This is a genomic window from Cupriavidus sp. GW822-FHT06G04, assembly GCF_058799075.1.
Window position 1 is genome coordinate 26,334 of the sequence record NZ_JBXALD010000011.1, and the last position, 19,062, is coordinate 45,395.

Below are 19,062 nucleotides of genomic sequence, written 5' to 3' on the forward strand. Positions count from 1 at the left end.
CGCCGCCGCGGCATGCACGGCGGATCGAAACGGGCCACACATTCGAGCCACCATGGAGGAGACACCATGAAAAACAGCGTCATCCAGCACGTTTTGGGCGCCATCGCGGTTGCGGCGTCGCTCTGCGCAGCGGCACCGGCCAGCGCGCAGCCGAAGGGCGGCATCTCCGACGATATCGTCAAGATCGGCCTGCTGCTCGACATGAGCGGACTCTACGCCGATGTCACGGGCCGCGGCAGCGCAGCCGCCGCCCAGATGGCGATCGATGATTTCGGCGGCAAGGTGCTGGGCAAGAAAATCGAACTGGTGGTCGTCGATCACCAGAACAAGGCCGATATCGCCGCCAACAAGGCGCGCGAATGGTTTGATCAGGACAAGGTCGACGCGATCCTCGACGTGGCCGCGTCGGCGCCCGCGCTGGCCGTGCTGGACGTGGCAAAACAGAAGAACAAGATCGTGGTGTTCTCGGGCCCCGGCACCGAGCGCATCACCAACGACCTGTGCACGCCGGTATCGGTTCACTACGCCTACGACACCTACGCGCTGGCCAACACCACGGCCAAGGCGATGGTGCAGCGCGGCGGCAAGAGCTGGTTCTTCCTGACCGCCGACTATGCGTTCGGCCACACACTGCAGCAATCGGCCACGACGGTGGTGACCGAGGCGGGCGGCCAAGTGCTCGGGGCCGCCCGCCATCCGATCAACACCAGCGATTTCGCGTCCTATCTGCTGCAGGCGCAGGCGAGCCGCGCGCAAGTGGTGGGACTGGCCAACGCCGGTGGCGATACGGTCAACGCCATCAAGGCCGCTTCCGAATTCGGCCTGACCCGCAACGGTACGCAAAAGCTGGCGGGCCTGCTGCTGTACATCAACGATATCCACGCGATCGGCCTGAAAACCGCGCAGGGGCTGGTACTCACCGAAGCGTTCTACTGGGACATGAACGACGCCACGCGTGCGTGGTCGCGCAAGTATTTCGACAAGGTCAAGAAGATGCCCAACATGAGCCAGGCGGGCGTCTATTCGTCGGTCACGCATTACCTGAAGGCCGTACAGGCGGCCGGCACCGACGACACCGCGGCCGTAATGAAGCAGATGAAGTCGATGCCGATCAACGATTTCTTCGCCAAGAATGGCCGCATCCGCGAAGACGGGCGGATGGTGCACGACATGTACCTGTTCGAAGTGAAAAAGCCCGAAGAATCGAAGTATCCGTGGGACTACTACAAGCTGCTGGCCACCGTGCCCGGCGATCAGGCCTTCATGCCCGCGGCCAAATCGCAATGCCCGCTGCTGAAGAAATGAGCGACGGCGTCAGCTACGTGCGCGGCGTCGGCAACACGCGCTTTGGCCGGCTGCCGGGCAGCACTCCGCTCACGCTGATGGCGCAGGCCAGTGATGCGGCGCTCGATGACGCGCAACTGGGCCGCCGCGACATCGACGGCGTGCTGTGCGGCTACGCAACCACGTTGCCGCACCTGATGCTGGCCGACCGCTTCTGCGAGTTCGCGTCGCTGCAGCCGGCGTATGCGCACGGCATGGCGGGCGGCGGCGCCACGGGCGGGCTGATGGCGATGCTCGCGCACGATCTGGTGCGCGCGGGACGCTGCCGCCATGTGCTGGTCGTGGCCGGCGAAAACCGGCTGAGCGGCCAAAGCCGCGACCAGTCGATGCAGACGCTGGCGCAAGTCGGCGAGCCCGAGATCGAGGTGCCGAACGGCGCTTCCGTGCCGGCCTATTACGCGCTGCTGGCGTCGCGCTATCTGCACGAAGCGGGCATGGCCGCTGACGATCTTTCCGACTTTGCGGTGTTGATGCGTGCGCATGCGGCCGGGCATCCCGATGCGCACCTGCGCGAGCCGCTCGACATTGACGCGGCGCGCGCCGCGCGGCCCATCGCCAGCCCGCTGCGCCTGTCCGATTGCTGCCCGATTTCCGACGGCGCCGTGGCGATGGTGGTGTCCGCCGAAGCGGGCCCGGGCGTGCCGGTGCGCATCGCCGGCGCCGGACAGGCGCATCGCCATCAGCATCTCGGTGCGATCGACGATGTGATGCGCAGCGGCGCGGCAGATGCCGCCGCGCGCGCGCTGTCCGAGGCACGGCGCACGCTCGACGATATCGACTATCTGGCGATCTACGACTCGTTCACGATCACGCTGGTGATGCTGCTCGAAGAACTTGGCGTGGCGCCGCGCGGTCAAGCGGTGGCACGGCTGCGCAAGGGCGACTTTGCGGCCGATGGACTGCTGCCGCTGAACACACACGGCGGCCTGTTGGCATTCGGCCATTCCGGCGTAGCCGGCGGGCTTATGCATCTGGCCGAAGCGGCGCGCCAACTGGCTGGACGGGCCGGCTCGCGCCAGATCGCGGCGCGTCGGCGCGCACTGTTTCACGCAGATGGCGGCGTGCTGTCGTCGCACGTCAGCCTGGTACTGGAGACGCCATGAGCGGCCCATTTTCCGAAGGACTTGCCGCAGGCGCGCTGCGTTTCCAGTGCTGCGAGTCGTGCGGCGCGTGGCAGCCCCTGCAGCGCCATGCCTGCCGGGCATGCGGCAACACTCGGCTGATCTGGCGCGATGCCACAGGCATGGCCACTGTCTATGCAGTGACCGAAGTGTTCCGCGCGCCTACCGAGACATTCCAGGCGCTGGCGCCATACACGCTGGTGCTGGCCACGCTCGATGAAGGCCCGCGCGTGATGGGCCATGCCGAGCCCGGCATCGTCATCGGCCAGCGCGTACGCGCCGGATTTTTCGATGTCGACGGACAAATGCTGCTGCGGTTCACGCGCTCCTGACACATCCCCACTTTCCAACCTGACGCAATGACTTCCACGCTCTCCGCCCTGCTCTCGCCGCGTTCCGTCGCCATCGTCGGCGCTTCCGACAATATCCACAAGATCGGCGGCCGGCCGATCCACTACATGCAGCAGATGGGCTACGCCGGCACGATCTATCCCGTGAATCCGCAGCGCGACACGCTGCAGGGCCTGCGCTCGTATCCATCGCTGGACGCCCTGCCCGAGGCGCCCGATCTGGCGGTGATTGTCGTGGCCGGCGACGCGGCGGTGCAGGCGGTGGCCGATTGCGCGCGGCTTGGCGTGAATGCGGCGATCGTGATTGCGTCCGGATTCGGCGAGGCCGGCGAAGCCGGCAAGCGTCAGCAGGACGAGATGGTGCGCATTGCGCGCGACGCAAACCTGCGCATCGTCGGGCCGAACAGCCAGGGCCTGGCCAACTTCGGCAATGGTGCCATCGCGAGCTTCTCGACCATGTTCATCGAGATTGCGCCGCAGGACGGCCCAGTCGCGGTGGTCAGCCAGAGTGGCGGCACCGCGGCGCTGGTATATGGGCTGCTGCGACACCAGGGCATTGGCGTGCGCCACGTGCACGCCACCGGCAACCAGGCCGATGTCACCGTCAGTGAACTGGCGCTGGCCGTCGCACATGATCCCGATGTGCGATTGCTGCTGCTCTATCTGGAAACATTGAACGATCCCGACGTGCTGGCCGAAGCCGCTGCCGTGGCGCGTGCGCGCGGCGTGCCGGTGGTCGCCGTCAAGTCGGGACGCTCGCAGGCCGGCGCACGCGCCGCCGCGTCCCACACGGGCGCCATGGCCAACGAGGATCGCGCGGTGGACGCCTTTCTGGCGCGTCATGGCATCTGGCGCGTGGAAGACGCGCATGCGCTCGCGCGCTGCGCGCCGCTTTACCTGCGCGGCTGGCAGCCATCCGGGCGGCGGCTGGTGGTGGTCAGCAATTCGGGCGCAAGTTGCGTGATGGCGACCGACACCGCCGACACGCTAGGCATCGCCATGGCGCCGCTATCGGCCGCCACGCAATCGGCGCTGGCCGAGCGCCTGCCCGGCTTTGCCGCCACGGCCAATCCGGTCGACGTCACCGCCGCGCTGCTGACCAACAGCGGCTTGTTTGGCGACGTGCTGCCGGTGGTGGGCGCCGACGACTCGGCCGATCTGGTGCTGCTCGATATTCCCGTGGCGGGCATGGGCTATGACGTGCCCCGCTTTGCGCGCGACGCCGCGCAGTTTGCCGATCAGGCTGGCAAGCCGGTTGCGGTGGCCGCGTGGCAGGAATCGGTGGCCAGCGTGTTTCGCGCCGCCAATGTGCCGACGTTCTTCCACGCCGCCGATGCACTGGCAGCATTCGACCAGTTGACCGCACACCAGCAGTTGCTACGCGATAACGCCAGCGAGCCTGCGATGCCTGCGCGGCCCGCATCGTCGGCTTCGTCTCCCTCGTTGCCGGCGGCCGCGCTCACGCTCAGCGAAGCGGCCAGCCTGGCGCATCTGGCAGAGGCCGGCGTGCCGGTTGTCGAACATTATCTTTGCAAGACCGCCGACGAAGCAGTGGCCGCCTGGCAGCGTATCGGCGCCCCGGTGGCCGTCAAAGCCAGTTCTGCGGCCGTGCCGCACAAGAGCGAATTCGGGCTCGTGGCATTGCACTGCGACGATCGCGCAACCATCGTCGAGGCCTTTGCGCGACAGACGCAAACGCTGCAGTCGATGCATGCGCCATGCGAAGGCGTGATCGTCGCGCGCATGACGCGCGGGCGGCGCGAATGCATGGTCGGCGCGCACTGGGACCCTGTGTTCGGCGCGGTGCTGCTGGTGGGCGATGGCGGCAAGTATGTGGAAACCGTGCGTGACACGGCAGTGCTGCTGGCGCCCGCCACGCCCGCCGCCATCGAACGCGCGGTGCGACGCCTGCGCATGGCGCCACTGTTCGACGGCGTGCGCGGCGAAGCGCCGCTCGACGTGCGCGCACTCTGCGCGCTGGCCGCCCGCGTCGGCGATCTGGTGCACCACGCGCACGGCAAGATCCGCTCGGTCGATCTCAACCCGGTCATGCTCGGCGAATCGGGCGCGGTGGTGGTCGATGCGTTGATGGAGGTTGCAAGCTAGGACATTGTCCACACCGACAAACAAACTGTCAGGCGAATCGCTCTTCTTTGCTTCGAGGCCAGTCGTTACATTTCAGGCGCCGCACTGCGCCCGAGCCCGTTGGAGGCGCGCGTGCGCGCGTCTCAACATAAGGATAACGAAGCATGAAGACCCGTCTCGCCTGCCTGGCTACCACCGCCGCCACCTTTGTATTGCCTGCCCTGCCCGCAGTGGCGCAGGCCCAAAGCAACATCACGCTCTATGGCGTGGTGGACGCCGGTGTGGAATTCCTGACCCACGCGCCGAACACCGCTACTGGCGGCAGCAACAACGTCGTGCGCATGTCGGCAGGTAATCTGTCCACCTCGCGCTGGGGCCTGCGCGGCGCGGAAGACCTTGGCCAAGGGCTGAAGGCGGTCTTCACGCTGGAAAGCGGTTTCGATCTCGATACCGGCAGCCTGAACCAGGGTGGCCGCCTGTTCGGCCGCCAGGCGTTTGTCGGCCTGCAGAACCAGTACGGCACGCTGTCGCTGGGCCGCCACCAGACCGTGCTGTATGACTTCTCGGTGACCTATGATCCGATGGCGATCGCCACGCGCTATTCGGTGCTGATGCACGACAAGTGGATGTCGGGCCGCGCCGATAATTCGCTGAAACTCACCGGCCGCACCGGCGCGTTCTATTACGGCCTGTTCTACAGCACCGGCTACGACAGCAGCGCCGGTGGCGAAGTGCCGGGCGACTACAAGGCCGGCCGCAACTGGTCGGTCGCTGGCGGTTACGACTCGGGCCCGCTGTCGGCGCGCGTGGTGTATGACGAAGTGCGCGGCAGCACCATCGCCACCGATGACAACCGCGAGCGCCGCGCCACGCTGGGCGCGAGCTACGACTTTGGCCGGGGCCGCGCCTTCGCGGGCTATCGCTGGTATTACGGCGACTTCGCCAGCAGTTCGCTGCGCACCAACCTGTACTGGGTCGGCGCGACCTACCAGGTGACGCCGGCCATCGCCGTCACCGGCGCGGCCTACTACACCGATGTGCGCAACAGCAACGGCGATCCGTACAGCTTCGTGTTGTCTGGCACCTATGCCTTCTCGAAGCGCACCGATGTCTATGCGATTGCCGCCTACGCGCAGAATCGCAACGGCTCGGCGATGGGCCTGTCCGGCTTTGGCCCGTCGTTGAACCGCAGCGCCAGCACGCTGACGGCTACCTCCGAACAGGTGGGCGCGGGTCAAAGCCAGTTTGGCGCGATCATCGGCGTGCGCCATCGTTTCTAAGCGCGTCTGACGGTTTTCAACGGCGTCGCACAGCGGCGCCACGGCGACCGGTGATCGTGCGCGCAGCGCGGCGTATCGAACGCCGCCGCACGGCTCCACGACGAAGACTTTCCCTTCGTCTTTTCATGGGCCCGCGCGGGAGTCTTTCCCGGCGGGCCTCTTTCTTTTCCTGCGCATGTTCTGCGCGAGATGCGCGGCGGGCGGCGGGCGGCGGGCGGCGCCAATCAGGCGCGTGCGGTAATCCCAAGCGCCTGCAGCGCGGCGTCGAGCGATGCCTGTTGCGCGGCGGCGTACAGCGCGAGTTCGTCGCTGACGGTGGCGCCCAGTGCGCTTTCAAACGCGGCGCGATTTGGCGACGCCTGCAGGTCGTCGCGCCGTTCATTGCCCAGGTTCGACTGGAAAATACCTGCCGCGCTGACCGGCAGGAAATCCTCGTACGTGATCGGCTCGGCCACCAGTGCGCCGGCGGCGATCAGCGCCTCGACATCGTGCTCGCCCGGCGCGGCGGCATTGCCTGCCGTGTAGCGGTAATACGCCAGCCCCTGCTGCCGCAGCGCGTCATGAGTGTCGGGGAAATCGCGGAACACGTCGCCCAGCACCTGGCGGTAGGCATCGGCATTGGACCCGTCACCGGCCGGCTCGATCCGCTTGCGCACCTCGGCCAGCAGGCTGTCGTACAGTTGCCGGCCCTTTGGCGTAAGCGCCACGCCGCGCTGCTCGATCTCGCCAAAGCGCGCGGTGTGCGTGCCGGCTTCGCCGCCGTCGACAAAACTGACCGGCTCGCTGAGCGCCAGGAAGCTGGTCTGGCGCAGCAGAATCGGGCACTTGCGCGTGGGCGGCCCTTCCACCACAGCCTTTGGCCGGATACCGCGCGCGGGCATCTGCGCCTGCACCAGGTCGATATCGAGCGTGCGCGGCGTGAGGTGGTTGATATGCGGCCCCGGAAAGCAAACGATGTCGGCAATCAGCGGATGGGTCTTGCGCAGTTTCCAGTACAGGTCCGCGGTGACCGTCGACTTGCCGTGCCAGCGGAAGGTTTCCAACGCTTCGGCGACGAATTCCGCCGCGTCCGCCTGATCGAGCCCGCCCTGCTGTTCCGCACGTTCGATCAGCGCGATGCAGCCGGGCGTGAAGATCGAGCGCTGGCTCAGCACCTGTGCGGCGGCTTCGCGCAATGCCACGTCTTGGATCAGATCGAGGCGCAGCAGCGATGTAAAGACGCGGAACGGGTTGTCGGCAAGCCCGGCGGTGTCACGCGGTCGGAACGCGGTGGAATGCACCGGCACGCCCGCGACGGACAAATCGTAGTAGCCGACCGGAAACATGCCCATCACGGCAAACAGACGGCGGATGGTAGACAGCTCGGCCGGCGTGCCGACGCGGATGGCGCCATGGCGCTCCACTTCAAGGCGCGCCTCCTGCCCCGCCGCTCCCGCGGCCGCCGCGCCTACGCGGGCAATCACGTCAGCATTGACGTCGGCAACGAGCGACATCAGCGTGCCGTACTGCGGCACTTCGGCGCGATACATGTCGGACATGGCGCGTGAAAACTGCGCGCGGATCTGGCTTTGGGGCGTATGGGTCGAAGACATTGTGTTGACTGACTGCAGGGAATCGGCGCGCCGCGATCGCGGACAGCGGCAAAAACGAACGGCGCCAAGTTTCGCCTTGCCCGCTCGGGTGCGCAATTGATATTTTTTCCCGACTTGATGCAGTTCTGGCATCAAGCCGGGATTGTCGTCATCTCATCAGGATGCCGGCGCATCGTCCCGACATTGCCCGACCAGCCACGAAGCAAATCGTGCCAGCTTGGTTTCACCGGGCTTTTCCTGCCGATGGCTGAGGAAGTACGACCCGCTGCGCCCGGCCTCATGCGCGGCGGGAAAAGGCAGCGTCACCAACTGACCACTTTCCATTTCGGAACGAACCATCATTTCCGGCAGCACGGCCACACCGAGTCCGGCAATGGCGCCGCGCGTCACCATCGTGAACAGGTCGTAGCGCGGGCCCAGCCGCGCGCGCCGGCGCATGGCTTCGTCCTCGCCGCTGAACCAGTCGGGCCAGGCGTCGGGCCGGCTGGCCAGGTGCAACAGCGGCAGGCGCAGCAGATCCTCGCGGCGGCGCAGCTTGGCGTGAGCCAGCAGCGTGGGACTGCACACCGGAATCGACGGGCCCTCGTCGATCAAAGCGGCGCTCGGATGGCCATCCCAAGGTCGATCCCCGAAATAGATCGCCGCATCGTAGACGGAATCGCCAAAGTGGAATGGCTCGGGCCGCGCGTGGATATTGACCACGATACGCGGGCTGTCGATGCGGAAGCCGGCCAGCCGCGGGATCAGCCATTGCGTGGCAAAGGTGGGCACCACGGCCAGCTCGATCACTTCCATGCCGCCCGCGCGCGACGCCAGATCCTTGGTGGCGCGTTCGATGGCCTTTAGTTCGGCGCGAATTTCGCGCACATAACGGTCGCCTTCCGATGTCAGCACGACGCGCTGCCGGACGCGCTCGAAAAATCGCACGCCAAGGCGCGCTTCCAACGCCTGGATCTGGCGCGAAATGGCGCTCTCGGTGACATTGAGTTCGGCCGCGGCGCGCGTGAAGCTGCCAAGGCGCGCGGCGCATTCCAGCATCTGGAGGGCGATCAGACTGGGGAGTCGCATAAATCAGCGCAATTCAGTGCGTTCAATGCGCGGGCGAAGCGGGTCGAATATCTGGCGCGAATCGGTCGTACTGGCAGGCATGGCACGGCGGCGTGGATCGGAAACGGCTGGCATTGTGGCACCGACGCGCGCGGCTTGCCCGTCTTTCGCCCTTGAAAAATCCCGATTACTGTATATATTTACAGGTACTGTATGCATGAACAGTATTGGGAGTTTTCTGATGGAACACCTGATCCGTGTGCAAAACGAATATGACCGCCAGATCCTGGTCTGGCTGCGCGGCCGCATTGGCGACGCCGCGCTGGCATCGGCCGCGCGCCGGGCCGCCGCCGAAGGGAAAAAGCCTTATCTGTCAACGATTTGCCGGCTACTGAAGATCCGACCGCCAACGCGCCGGATGTTTGCCGAGGAGGCGCGCAAGACCCATCGCGCGGTGGGCGAGCGCTATCTGGCCCAGATCCGCCAGATCCTGAATCCACCCGATGCGGCGCGCCGGACCACGCCTCAAGACACCCTGAGGCAGGGATCGTTATTCCAGGCTGACCACTAGTGGCCACATCCCGCCGCTTGTGGGCCGTCTGCTGCCGCTGACGGGGCTCCTCGTCGGGTTTAGGGCGAATTATTGAAATCCCATAATTCGCCCTAAACCCGTCCGACGACCATTCAATGCGGCAGATCCGTCACACGCATTGCGGGCGTGATTTGTAGCGGATCGGTCATCAATTCGAGTACGGCGGGCTTGCCTGCCCGCTGGGCGCGCTCGAACGCTGCGGCGAAATCGTCGGTTTTCTCGACCCGTTCCGCCCATGCACCGCACGACTGTGCCATCGCGACGAAATCCGGGTTGACGATCGCCGTGCCGCTCTGGCGCCCTGGATAACGGCGCTCCTGATGCATGCGGATCGTGCCGTACATGCGATTGTTCACCAGGATCACGATCAGGTTGGCGCCATGCGCGGCGGCCGTGGCGATTTCCTGCGGGTACATCAGGAAGCAACCATCGCCCGCAAAACACACCACCGTCTTCTCGGGATGACGCAGCTTGGCGGCGATGGCCGCCGGCAGGCCGTACCCCATTGCGCCGCAGGTGGGCGCCAGTTCCGTGCGCGGCCGACGGTACGCATAGAAGCGATGCAGCCAGACCGTGTAGTTGCCCGCGCCATTGGTCAGCATCGCGTCGTCGGGCAGCGTCTGGTTCAGATGCGCCATGGCAGCCGCCATGTCGACGCCGGTCAGTTCCGCATGCGGCTTCGGCGGCGTCACAAACGCCTCGTGCTCGGCGCGCGCGCCGGCAGTCCATTCGCGCCATGGCAACGACGCGGGCGCGGGCAGCGACGCCAGCATCGCCGCACCCGGCGCAATCCCGGCGTGAATCGGCAATGCGGCCTGGTAGACGCGCCCCAGTTCCGCGCTGTCCGCATGAATATGCACGAGCTTCTGCTGCGGCAACGGCGCATCCAGCAGCGTGTAGCCATCGGTGGCGATGTCGCCCAGCCGCGTGCCGAAGGCCACGATCAGATCCGCCCCCTTGACCCGCGCCGCCAGCTTGGGGCTGACGCCCAGACTCAGATGGCCGACGTAATGCGGATCGCGGTTGTCGATCACGTCCTGGCGACGGAAGGCGCAAGCCACGGGCAAATCCCAGGCCTTCACGAACGCGGCGAAATCGCGGACCGCCTGGTCGGTCCAGTTGGCGCCACCGGCGATCACCAGTGGGCGCTGCGCAGCAGCCAGCGCGTCGGCCAGCGACTGCGCATCTTCGGCGCGCGGCGCGGCGGCTACGGCGCGATACGGCGCGGCATCTGCGCACGCGACGAGGCCGTCGAGCACATCCTCGGGCAGCGAGAGCACCACCGGCCCGGGCCGGCCCGACGTGGCGACCTGGAACGCGCGCGCGACCATCTCCGGGATGCGCGCGGGATCGTCGATCTCGGCCGCCCATTTGGCCATCGATCCGAACACCGCGGCGTAATCGACTTCCTGGAACGCCTCCCGGCCCTTGTGGCCGCGTGCGATCTGTCCCACGAACAGGATCATCGGCGTGGAGTCCTGCTGCGCGATATGCACGCCGATGCTGCCGTGCGTGGCGCCCGGTCCGCGCGTGACGAAGCAGATGCCCGGGCGGCCGGTCAGCTTGCCGTCGGCCTCGGCCATGTTGGCCGCTGCGCCTTCGTGTTTGCAGACGACGAGGTCGATGGCGGGCTGATCGTGCAGCGCGTCCAGGACATCGAGAAAGCTTTCGCCCGGCACGCAGAAGATGCGCTCGGCGCCATGGATGCGCAGTTGGTCGACAAGCACGCGCCCGCCAGTGCGGGCAGAAGATGCAACAGGGTCAGTCATGGCGATGTCCGGGAGGTTGGATGCGGCGGGTCGGCAAGCAATGTCTGCGATTGTTCCGTTTGACGCGCATGGCTGCGCGGTCTATCGTGCATTTCTGTTATGCAATTTCCGCAAGTCGGCGCGGCGGCTGTCCGTGTAGATTTGCACGCCAGGGCGCGACAAAAGACGCCCCGAGTCTGCCGCAGATCGCGCACGAGCCCGACAGGCAGAACCATAACCCAAGCGCAACGCCGCGTGCTGGCGCCATCCCGGCAACCAGCGGCGCGCCTGCGCAACCGGAGACATTGCATGCTTTTTCACCAACGCCTGATGCGGCCAATGCTGGCCGTGCTTTGTACTGGATGCATGGCGCTCGCGCCGCACGCGCAGGCCCAGGGCGATTCCTATCCCAGCAAGCCGATTACCTATGTGGTGCCATTCGCCGCGGGGGGCACCACCGACCTGCTCGGCCGCCTGATCGGACAGCGCCTGTCGCAAACGCTGGGACAGTCGGTGGTGGTGGAAAACCGTGCCGGGGCCGGCGGCAATATCGGATCCGACTACGTGGCCAAGGCTGCCCCGGACGGCTACACGATCCTGGGCGGCACCATCAGCTCGCATGCCATCAATGTGAGCCTGTATCCCAAGATGCCGTATGACCCGATCAAGAATTTCCAGCCGATCGCGCTGATCGGCACGCTGCCCAACGTGCTGGTAGTCAACGCCAGCAGTCCGTGGAAAAGCGTGCAGGACGTGATTGCCGCCGCCAAGGCCAAGCCTGGGTCCATCAACTTCGGATCGTCGGGCAATGGCACGTCGCAGCATCTGGCCGCCGAACTGTTTGCCAACATGGCCGGCCTGCGCATGACCCATGTGCCGTACAAGGGCAGCAGCCAGGCCGTGCAGGCGCTGCTGGGCAACCAGGTGGATCTGGTGTTCGAAAACAGCGTGGCGGCCATGCCGATGATCCAGTCCGGCAAGTTCCGCGCGCTGGCCACCACGGGCGCCAAGCGCGCCGCCGAATTGCCCGACGTGCCCACCATGGCGGAATCGGGCCTGAACGGCTACGAGATTGTGTCTTGGCAGGCCATCTTCGCGCCGGCCGGCACGCCCGCGCCGATCGTCAACCGGCTCTCCACCGAAATCGGCAAGATCATCCGCCAGCCCGACGTGCGCGCCAAGTTGGCGTCGATGGGAGTCGAGCCGTCGGGCATCGGGCCGGCCGAACTGGCCAGTTTCCAGAAAAGCGAAGTGGCCAAATGGGCAAACCTGATCAAGGTGGCCAATATTCACCTGGAGTGAGCATGAGTGAACATCGTATTCCGACCGCCGCGCTGCATCGCTGGGTGGTCGATCTCTGGCTGGCCGCGGGCTCCGAAGCGCGCGAGGCCGGGCTGACTGCCGACCATCTGGTGGGCGCCAACCTGTCCGGCCACGATTCGCATGGCGTGGGGATGATCCCGAAATACGTGCTGTCGTGGCAGGCCGACCAGTTGCAGCTCAACCAGCAGGTCAGCGTAGTGCATGAATCGGGCGGCATCGTCAGTCTCGACGGCAACCGAGGCATGGGCCAGGCGGTGACCGAGCAGGCCATGCGCATCGGTATCGAACGGGCACGCGAACACGGCGTGTGCGTGCTGGGGCTGCGCCGCTCGCACCATCTGGGGCGGGTCGGCCATTGGGCCGAGCAGGCGGCCGCGGCGGGCATGATCTCGATCCACTTCGTCAACGTGCTGTCAAAACCGATCGTCGCGCCGCATGGCGGCTACGATCCGCGCTTCGGCACCAATCCGTTCACGATCGCCGTGCCGCTGGCGGACCAGCCGCCGCTGGTGCTCGACTTTGCCACCAGTGCGATCGCGCTGGGCAAGGTACGGGTGGCCCACAACAAGGGCGTCGATGTGCCGCCCGGTTGCCTGATGGACCCGCACGGACACCCGACTGACGACCCGTCCGTGATGTTCCCGCATCCGGGCACGCCGCAAGGCGCGCTGCGCACGTTCGGCGAACACAAGGGTTATGTGCTGGCCGTCATGTGCGAACTGCTGGGCGCGGCCGTCACCGGCGGCCACACGATCCGCCCGGAAACGCTTACGCACGAGCACGCCGTGTGGAACAACATGCTGGCGATCATTTTCGATCCGGCCCGGATGGGCACCAGCACCACGTTCGGCCACGAGGTCGAGGCGTTTGTCGAATGGATGAAGGCGTCGCGCCTGCAGCCGGGCAACGACGCCATCCGCCTGCCGGGCGATCCCGAACGCGCGTGGCGCCGCGCCCGCGCGGAATTCATCCCGGTCGACAGCGGCACGCTGGCGCAGCTCGACGATGCCGCCGCGCGCGTGCTGCAATCGCGCGGCGCATCGCCGGGGCCGCTGTCCGCGCTGGCCGTCGATTGAAAAGGAACGCTTACATGACCATCTCCCCTACCCCTCACCTGCCGCAGATCACGCCGCTGCCCAACAAGTTTCGCGCCGACGTATTGGCGCGCAAACGCCTGATCGGCCTGTGGAGTTCACTCGGCCAGCCGGTGACCAGCGAGATCGTCGGGCTGGCCGGTTTCGACTGGCTGCTGCTCGACGGCGAACATTCGCCCAACGACGTGCTGACGTTCGCGCCGCAGCTGATGGCGCTGAAGGACAGCACCAGCGCGCCGGTAGTGCGTCCGCCGTGGAACGACGCGGTGATGCTCAAGCGCCTGCTCGACATCGGCTTCTACAACTTCCTGATTCCGTTTGTGGAATCGGCCGAAGAAGCGCGCCGCGCGGTGCGGGCCACCCGCTATCCGCCCGACGGCACGCGCGGCGTATCGGGTGCGCAGCGGCAAAACCGCTTTGGCACGCTGCCCGATTTCTTCAAGACGATCAACGACAACATCTGCGTGCTGGTGCAGATCGAAAGCCGCAAGGGCGTGGAAGCGGCGGACGAGATCTGCGCCGAGCCCGGCGTCGATGGCGTGTTCATCGGGCCGAACGATCTGGCCGCGGCATATGGCCATCTCGGCAATCCCAATCATCCCGATGTGCAGGCCGCGGTCCGGCAGATCTATGACGCCGCCAATCGCGCCGGCAAGGCCATCGGCACGCTGACGCCGGTCGAGGCCGACGCCCGGCGCTACCTCGACATGGGCGCGCACTTCGTGGCGGTCGGCATCGACCAGTTGCTATTGCGCGATGCCGCGCGCGCGTTGCGCGAGCGCTTCGCATCCTGAACCCCGCAGTAACCGGAAACAACCATGAGCAAAATCGGATTTATCGGACTGGGCGTGATGGGCAAGCCCATGGCGCAACATCTTCAGGCCGGCGGTCATACCGTGTTCGCCCATACGCGCAGCGGCGTGCCGCAGGACCTGCTCGACGCCGGCATGCAGTCGTGCAGCAGCGCCACGGAAGTGGCCAGGCAAGCAGACGTGGTGTTCCTGATGCTGCCCGATACGCCCGACGTGGCGCGCGTGCTTTTCGGTGACGACGGTGTGGCGGCGGGCCTGAGCCCGGGCAAGATCGTGGTCGACATGAGTTCGATCTCGCCGATCGACACGCGCGAGTTTGCCGTCAAGATCGAGCAGCTCGGCTGCGACTATGTCGATGCGCCCGTGTCGGGCGGCGAAGTGGGCGCCAAGGCCGCGACGCTGTCGATCATGGCCGGCGGCAAGCAGGACGTGTTCGACAAGGTGCTGCCGCTGCTGCAACTGATGGGCAAGAACATTACGCTGGTGGGCAACGTAGGCGACGGCCAGGTGGCGAAGGTGGCCAACCAGATCATCGTGGCCCTGACCATCGAAGCCGTCAGCGAGGCGCTGGTGCTGGCCGCCAAGGCCGGCGCCGACCCCGCACGCGTGCGCCAGGCGCTGATGGGTGGCTTTGCCAGTTCGAAGATCCTGGAAGTGCACGGCGAACGGATGATCAAGCGCACCTTCAATCCGGGATTCCGCATCGAACTGCACCAGAAGGACCTGAACCTGGCGTTGTCCACCGCGAAGTCGCTCGGTCTGGGTTTGCCGAATACCGCATCCACGCAGCAGCTGTTCAACGTGTGCGTCGCGCAGGGCGGCGCTGGTTGGGATCATTCCGGGCTGGTCAAGGCCATCGAGCATATGTCGGCCTTTGCCATCGGCGATACGCCGAAGGCCTGATGTCCGCGCTGAATTCCGACGATCTCGCGTGCTTTGTCTGCGTCGCCAGTACGCAGAGCATTTCGCGCGCGGCGCTCGAACTAGGCGCCGACCAGTCCACCGTCAGCAGGCAAATCGCCCGGCTGGAGGCGGCGCTCGATACGCGGCTGTTTCATCGCAGTGGACGCGGTGTGGTGCTGACGGAAGCTGGCACCACGCTGCTCGGCTACGCGCGTCAGGTAGCCGCCACGCTGTCGGAGGCGCGCGCCGCGGTGCGGGCATCGACCGCGCAGGGCCCTGCGCAACTGGTGATCGCCGCGCAGCCGACCATCGCCAATACCGCGTTCGCCGCCATCGGCACGGCGCTCAAGCAGCGCTTTCCGGCGACCAAACTGCGCTTTGTCGAGGGCCTGGCCAGCCCGGTGCTGGCGTGGCTGGCGGCTGGCGACATCGATGTGGCGCTGCTCTATCTGCCCGAGCAACAAGGCGCGCTCAAGGTGGACGTGCTGCTCGAAGAAGATCTCACGCTAGTAGCGCCCACGTCGTGGACCCATCTGGGGCCGACCTTCCCCGCGCGCCGGCTCGGCGAAGTGCCGCTGATCCTGCCGAGCACGTCCAACGGGCTGCGCGTGCTGACTGAATCGCTGGCCGCGCGCGTCGGCATCACGCTCAACATGGCGATGGAATGCGATGCGTCGAATACGGTGGCGATGCGGCTGGTGGAAGACGGTTGCGGCGCGACGCTGCTGCCGTTTGCCGCGGTGGCCGACCGCGTTGCGCAGGGACGGCTGTTATCGGCGCGTGTGGTCGAACCCGTGGTCACGCGACAGGTGGCGCTCACCACGGCGCGCAACCGGCCCGTGGTGCCGGAGCTGTGGGACATCATGCAAACGGTGCGGCAGTCGGTGCGCAACACGGTGATGTCTGGCGCGTGGCCCGGTGCGCGTCTGGTCTGACATCCCACGCAAACGAAACGGGCGCGCCGCATCGAGATGCGCGGCGCGCCCGTTTCAGCGCGACCAGGCTTCATGCGGGCCTGGTCTACCCGGCCGACCTTAAGCGATGCGTCGACGCCCGACCGGCGTGATGCCAGAGAGGCGACGGCGGACCGCAATCGGCCGTGTCGATGCCGATTACTGATTACTGCTTGGTCGTGCCTTGCTGCAATTCGACCTTTGCCGCCTCGTTGGCGGCCTTGTTGGCGTCCTTGCGCTCCTGCTTTGCGGCGCCCACTTCCTGCTTGTACTGGCCCTTTGCGGCGGCCTTCTCGGCCTTGTACTGGTCGCTGGCGGCCTTGCGTGCCTCGCGACGTTCCACCAGCGGATCCTTCGGCGGCTGGATCTGCGTGGTGCCCGGCGGCACCGCGGTCGAATCGGCCGGCGCGGTGGCCGGCGTTTGCGCAAAGGCCGTGGCGGAGATCAGGCCAGCGGTCAGCGCGCCGATCAGCGAAGTGGTGCGAATGATTCGATTTGTGGACATATGAGACCTCTCAGCTGTTGTTATGGAGAGAACCGGTGCGGGTGGCTCGGCCGTGTCGTCGGCCCCAGCCGCGCGATGCACTGGCGTTCATCGGCCAGGAAACAAGCATCGCATGCGTCATCCGCACACCGTGTTCCCGAGTTTAGTAGCGTTGTCGGGCCCCGCGTGCCGCATTCACACATCTCCTTACAAAAACTCCCGTGCGCTGACAGACAACGCCCGACAACGCCACAGTTTTGGCCGCCCACGGAGCCACAACGCGCTTGATTGCGCCCATTGCGTCGCCCACACTGGATCGCATCGACAACCCGATTCAGGAGTCGTTATGCATCTCGAAGGTTCGTGCCAATGCGGTGCGGTGCATTTCAGTCTGGAATCCGATTCGCCCTACCCGTACATGCACTGTCATTGCTCGATCTGCCGCAAGACCGGGGGCAGCGGCGGCTATGGCATCAATCTGGGCGGCGACGCCAAGACGTTGCGCGTCAGAGGCCAGAAGCACGTCGCGCAGTTCCACGCCGTGATCCGCGAGCCCGGCAAGCGGCCGGTGCGATCGAAGGCGCTGCGGCATTTCTGCCGGGAATGCGGCAGCCCGCTGTGGCTGTGGGACGCGCGCTGGCCCGAGCTGGTGCATCCCAATGCGAGCGCCATCGACACGCCGCTGCCCAAACCGCCGGAGGTAGTGGAAGCGGCGCTGAACTGGGTCGCGCCCTGGGTCGACGTGCCGCGCGGCAAAGGGCACGTCCATACCGATACGTGGCCCGAGGAGTCGCTGCACGAATGGCATGAACGTCACGGCCTGCTGTCGTGACAGACATCGTCGGACAGCCGCCGACATCGCCTTGCCTGCGCGCCGACAGACAGGGCACGTGCGGATTTCTATGCTCCAGTCACACAACTCGAACCACTCGAACCGGCATCTGGAGCCCGCGATGCGCCAATACCTGATCTATCCCCTGGCAACGCTGTTTTCGATCGCGGCGGTGACGCTGCTGGTCGGTTGCGGCGACTCCGCGAAACTGCCCGAGACGGCTGGTTTCGGCCCGACGCCCCAGTTGCCGGCGCCCAACAAAACAATGATTCCCACCGTGCATATTGCGCCGGCCAAGGGCTGGGACAACGGCAAGACGCCGGTGGCTGGCGAAGGCATGCGGGTGGCAGCTTTCGCCGACAAGCTCGATCATCCGCGCTGGCTCTACGTGCTGCCCAACGGCGACGTGCTGGTGGCGGAAACCAACGCCCCGCCCAAGCCCGAGGACAGCAAGGGCATTCGAGGCTGGGTCATGAAGAAGGTGATGAGCCGCGCTGGCGCGGGTACGCCCAGCGCCAACCGCATCACGCTGCTGCGCGATACCGACGGCGACGGCGTCGCAGATCAGCGCTCGGTGTTCCTGAAAGACCTGAACTCGCCATTCGGCATGGTGCTGGTCGACAACGATTTCTACGTGGCGAATACCGACGCAGTGGTGCGCTACCGCTACACACCGGGACAGGCCAGCATCACCGAGCCCGGCCAGAAACTTGTGGATCTGCCGGCCGGGCCGCTGAATCATCACTGGACCAAGAACATCATCGCCAGCCCCGACGGCAGCAAGCTGTACGTGACGGTCGGATCGAACAGCAACGCTGGCGAAAACGGCCTCGACAAGGAAGCGGGCCGGGCCGCGATATGGGAAGTAGACAGGCAGACCGGGCAGCACCGCGTGTATGCCAGCGGCCTGCGTAATCCAAACGGCATGGCCTGGGAGCCGACCACGCGCATGCTGTGGACATCGGTGAACGAGCGCGACGAGATCGGCAGCGATCTGGTGCCCGACTACATCACGTCGGTGCGCGACGGCGGCTTCTACGGCTGGCCTTTCAGTTACTACGGGCAGCACGTCGACGAGCGCGTGAAACCGCCCGCGCCCGACATGGTTGCCAAGGCCATCGTGCCCGACTACGCGGTGGGATCGCATACCGCCTCGATCGGCATGACCGGTGCGTCCGGCAACAGTCTGCCTGCGCGTTTTCACGACGGCATGTTCGTGAGCCAGCATGGCTCGTGGAATCGCAAGCCACGCGCGGGCTACAAGGTGATATTCGTGCCGTTCGACCAGGGCAAGCCCAAGGGTGCGCCGTTCGAGGTGCTCGGTGGATTTCTCGATGACGACGGCAACGCGCAGGGTCGTCCCGTCGGCGTGGCCGTCGACAAGCGCGGCGGCCTGCTGGTGGCCGACGATGTCGGCAATATGGTCTGGCGCGTCACGGGCGCCAACTGAATCGGCATCGAGCGCGACGGCGATCCAGGACGGATGCCGATGGGGCGTCGAA

At 66.2% G+C, this 19,062-nt stretch carries 17 protein-coding genes; 13 read left to right on the forward strand and 4 right to left on the reverse strand.

What is annotated here, in order from left to right; all coding sequences use genetic code 11:
• Positions 1-66: 66 nt before the first annotated feature.
• From AC1RKI_RS22595 to AC1RKI_RS22615, 5 genes are all read left to right on the forward strand, one after another.
• Positions 67-1,305 (forward strand): ABC transporter substrate-binding protein, encoded by a 1,239-nt coding sequence (locus AC1RKI_RS22595; RefSeq protein ID WP_150979141.1) that lies wholly within the window; start codon positions 67-69, stop codon positions 1,303-1,305.
• Positions 1,284-2,447 carry a thiolase family protein gene (locus AC1RKI_RS22600; protein WP_223505739.1) on the forward strand — a complete coding sequence of 388 codons (1,164 nt, stop codon included), beginning with the start codon at positions 1,284-1,286 and terminating at the stop codon, positions 2,445-2,447. Before AC1RKI_RS22595 ends, AC1RKI_RS22600 begins: the two co-directional genes overlap by 22 nt.
• Complete coding sequence (locus AC1RKI_RS22605; protein WP_492797399.1) at positions 2,444-2,797, forward strand: Zn-ribbon domain-containing OB-fold protein; 354 nt, start codon at positions 2,444-2,446, stop codon at positions 2,795-2,797. Before AC1RKI_RS22600 ends, AC1RKI_RS22605 begins: the two co-directional genes overlap by 4 nt.
• Positions 2,798-2,824: 27 nt before the next feature.
• A complete protein-coding gene (locus tag AC1RKI_RS22610) occupies positions 2,825-4,921 on the forward strand; it encodes an acetate--CoA ligase family protein (RefSeq protein WP_492797397.1) in 2,097 nt (698 codons plus the stop codon).
• 143 nt (positions 4,922-5,064) lie between these two features.
• Positions 5,065-6,180 carry a porin gene (locus AC1RKI_RS22615; protein WP_150979144.1) on the forward strand — a complete coding sequence of 372 codons (1,116 nt, stop codon included), beginning with the start codon at positions 5,065-5,067 and terminating at the stop codon, positions 6,178-6,180.
• Between the two features lie 224 nt (positions 6,181-6,404).
• On the opposite strand, the gene hglS is transcribed toward AC1RKI_RS22615, so the two are convergent.
• Entirely contained in the window at positions 6,405-7,772 is a 1,368-nt protein-coding gene (gene hglS, locus AC1RKI_RS22620; RefSeq protein ID WP_244787515.1) for a 2-oxoadipate dioxygenase/decarboxylase HglS, read from the reverse strand.
• A 156-nt stretch (positions 7,773-7,928) separates the two neighbouring features.
• Entirely contained in the window at positions 7,929-8,840 is a 912-nt protein-coding gene (locus tag AC1RKI_RS22625) for a LysR substrate-binding domain-containing protein (protein WP_492797394.1), read from the reverse strand.
• Between the two features lie 220 nt (positions 8,841-9,060).
• On the opposite strand from AC1RKI_RS22625, the gene AC1RKI_RS22630 reads away from it, so the two are divergent.
• Positions 9,061-9,390: a CppA family protein gene (locus tag AC1RKI_RS22630; protein WP_061957680.1), complete on the forward strand. Its 330-nt coding sequence runs from the start codon at positions 9,061-9,063 to the stop codon at positions 9,388-9,390.
• 113 nt (positions 9,391-9,503) lie between these two features.
• On the opposite strand, the gene AC1RKI_RS22635 is transcribed toward AC1RKI_RS22630, so the two are convergent.
• Positions 9,504-11,180, reverse strand: a complete 1,677-nt coding sequence (locus tag AC1RKI_RS22635) for a thiamine pyrophosphate-binding protein (RefSeq protein WP_150979147.1) — start codon at positions 11,178-11,180, stop codon at positions 9,504-9,506.
• A gap of 288 nt (positions 11,181-11,468) precedes the next feature.
• Between AC1RKI_RS22635 and AC1RKI_RS22640 the strand changes: the two genes are divergently transcribed.
• The 5 genes from AC1RKI_RS22640 to AC1RKI_RS22660 are packed head-to-tail and all read left to right on the forward strand — an operon-like array spanning position 11,469 to position 16,226.
• Positions 11,469-12,461, forward strand: a complete 993-nt coding sequence (locus tag AC1RKI_RS22640; RefSeq protein WP_061957682.1) for a Bug family tripartite tricarboxylate transporter substrate binding protein — start codon at positions 11,469-11,471, stop codon at positions 12,459-12,461.
• Between the two features lie 2 nt (positions 12,462-12,463).
• The gene (locus AC1RKI_RS22645; RefSeq protein ID WP_222156388.1) at positions 12,464-13,558 is read left to right on the forward strand and encodes a malate/lactate/ureidoglycolate dehydrogenase; all 1,095 of its coding nucleotides are present in this window, start codon (positions 12,464-12,466) and stop codon (positions 13,556-13,558) included.
• Between the two features lie 14 nt (positions 13,559-13,572).
• Positions 13,573-14,370: a 2-dehydro-3-deoxyglucarate aldolase gene (garL, locus tag AC1RKI_RS22650; RefSeq protein WP_150979150.1), complete on the forward strand. Its 798-nt coding sequence runs from the start codon at positions 13,573-13,575 to the stop codon at positions 14,368-14,370.
• 24 nt (positions 14,371-14,394) lie between these two features.
• Entirely contained in the window at positions 14,395-15,291 is an 897-nt protein-coding gene (locus AC1RKI_RS22655; protein WP_061957685.1) for a 2-hydroxy-3-oxopropionate reductase, read from the forward strand.
• Complete coding sequence (locus tag AC1RKI_RS22660) at positions 15,291-16,226, forward strand: LysR family transcriptional regulator (protein ID WP_061957686.1); 936 nt, start codon at positions 15,291-15,293, stop codon at positions 16,224-16,226. The genes AC1RKI_RS22655 and AC1RKI_RS22660 overlap by 1 nt, the downstream gene beginning before the upstream one ends.
• A gap of 184 nt (positions 16,227-16,410) precedes the next feature.
• On the opposite strand, the gene AC1RKI_RS22665 is transcribed toward AC1RKI_RS22660, so the two are convergent.
• Entirely contained in the window at positions 16,411-16,749 is a 339-nt protein-coding gene (locus AC1RKI_RS22665) for a hypothetical protein (RefSeq protein ID WP_061957687.1), read from the reverse strand.
• A 325-nt stretch (positions 16,750-17,074) separates the two neighbouring features.
• On the opposite strand from AC1RKI_RS22665, the gene AC1RKI_RS22670 reads away from it, so the two are divergent.
• Complete coding sequence (locus tag AC1RKI_RS22670; RefSeq protein WP_244787523.1) at positions 17,075-17,560, forward strand: GFA family protein; 486 nt, start codon at positions 17,075-17,077, stop codon at positions 17,558-17,560.
• Positions 17,561-17,681: 121 nt separating this feature from the next.
• A complete protein-coding gene (locus tag AC1RKI_RS22675; RefSeq protein ID WP_244787525.1) occupies positions 17,682-19,010 on the forward strand; it encodes a PQQ-dependent sugar dehydrogenase in 1,329 nt (442 codons plus the stop codon).
• Positions 19,011-19,062 lie beyond the last annotated feature (52 nt).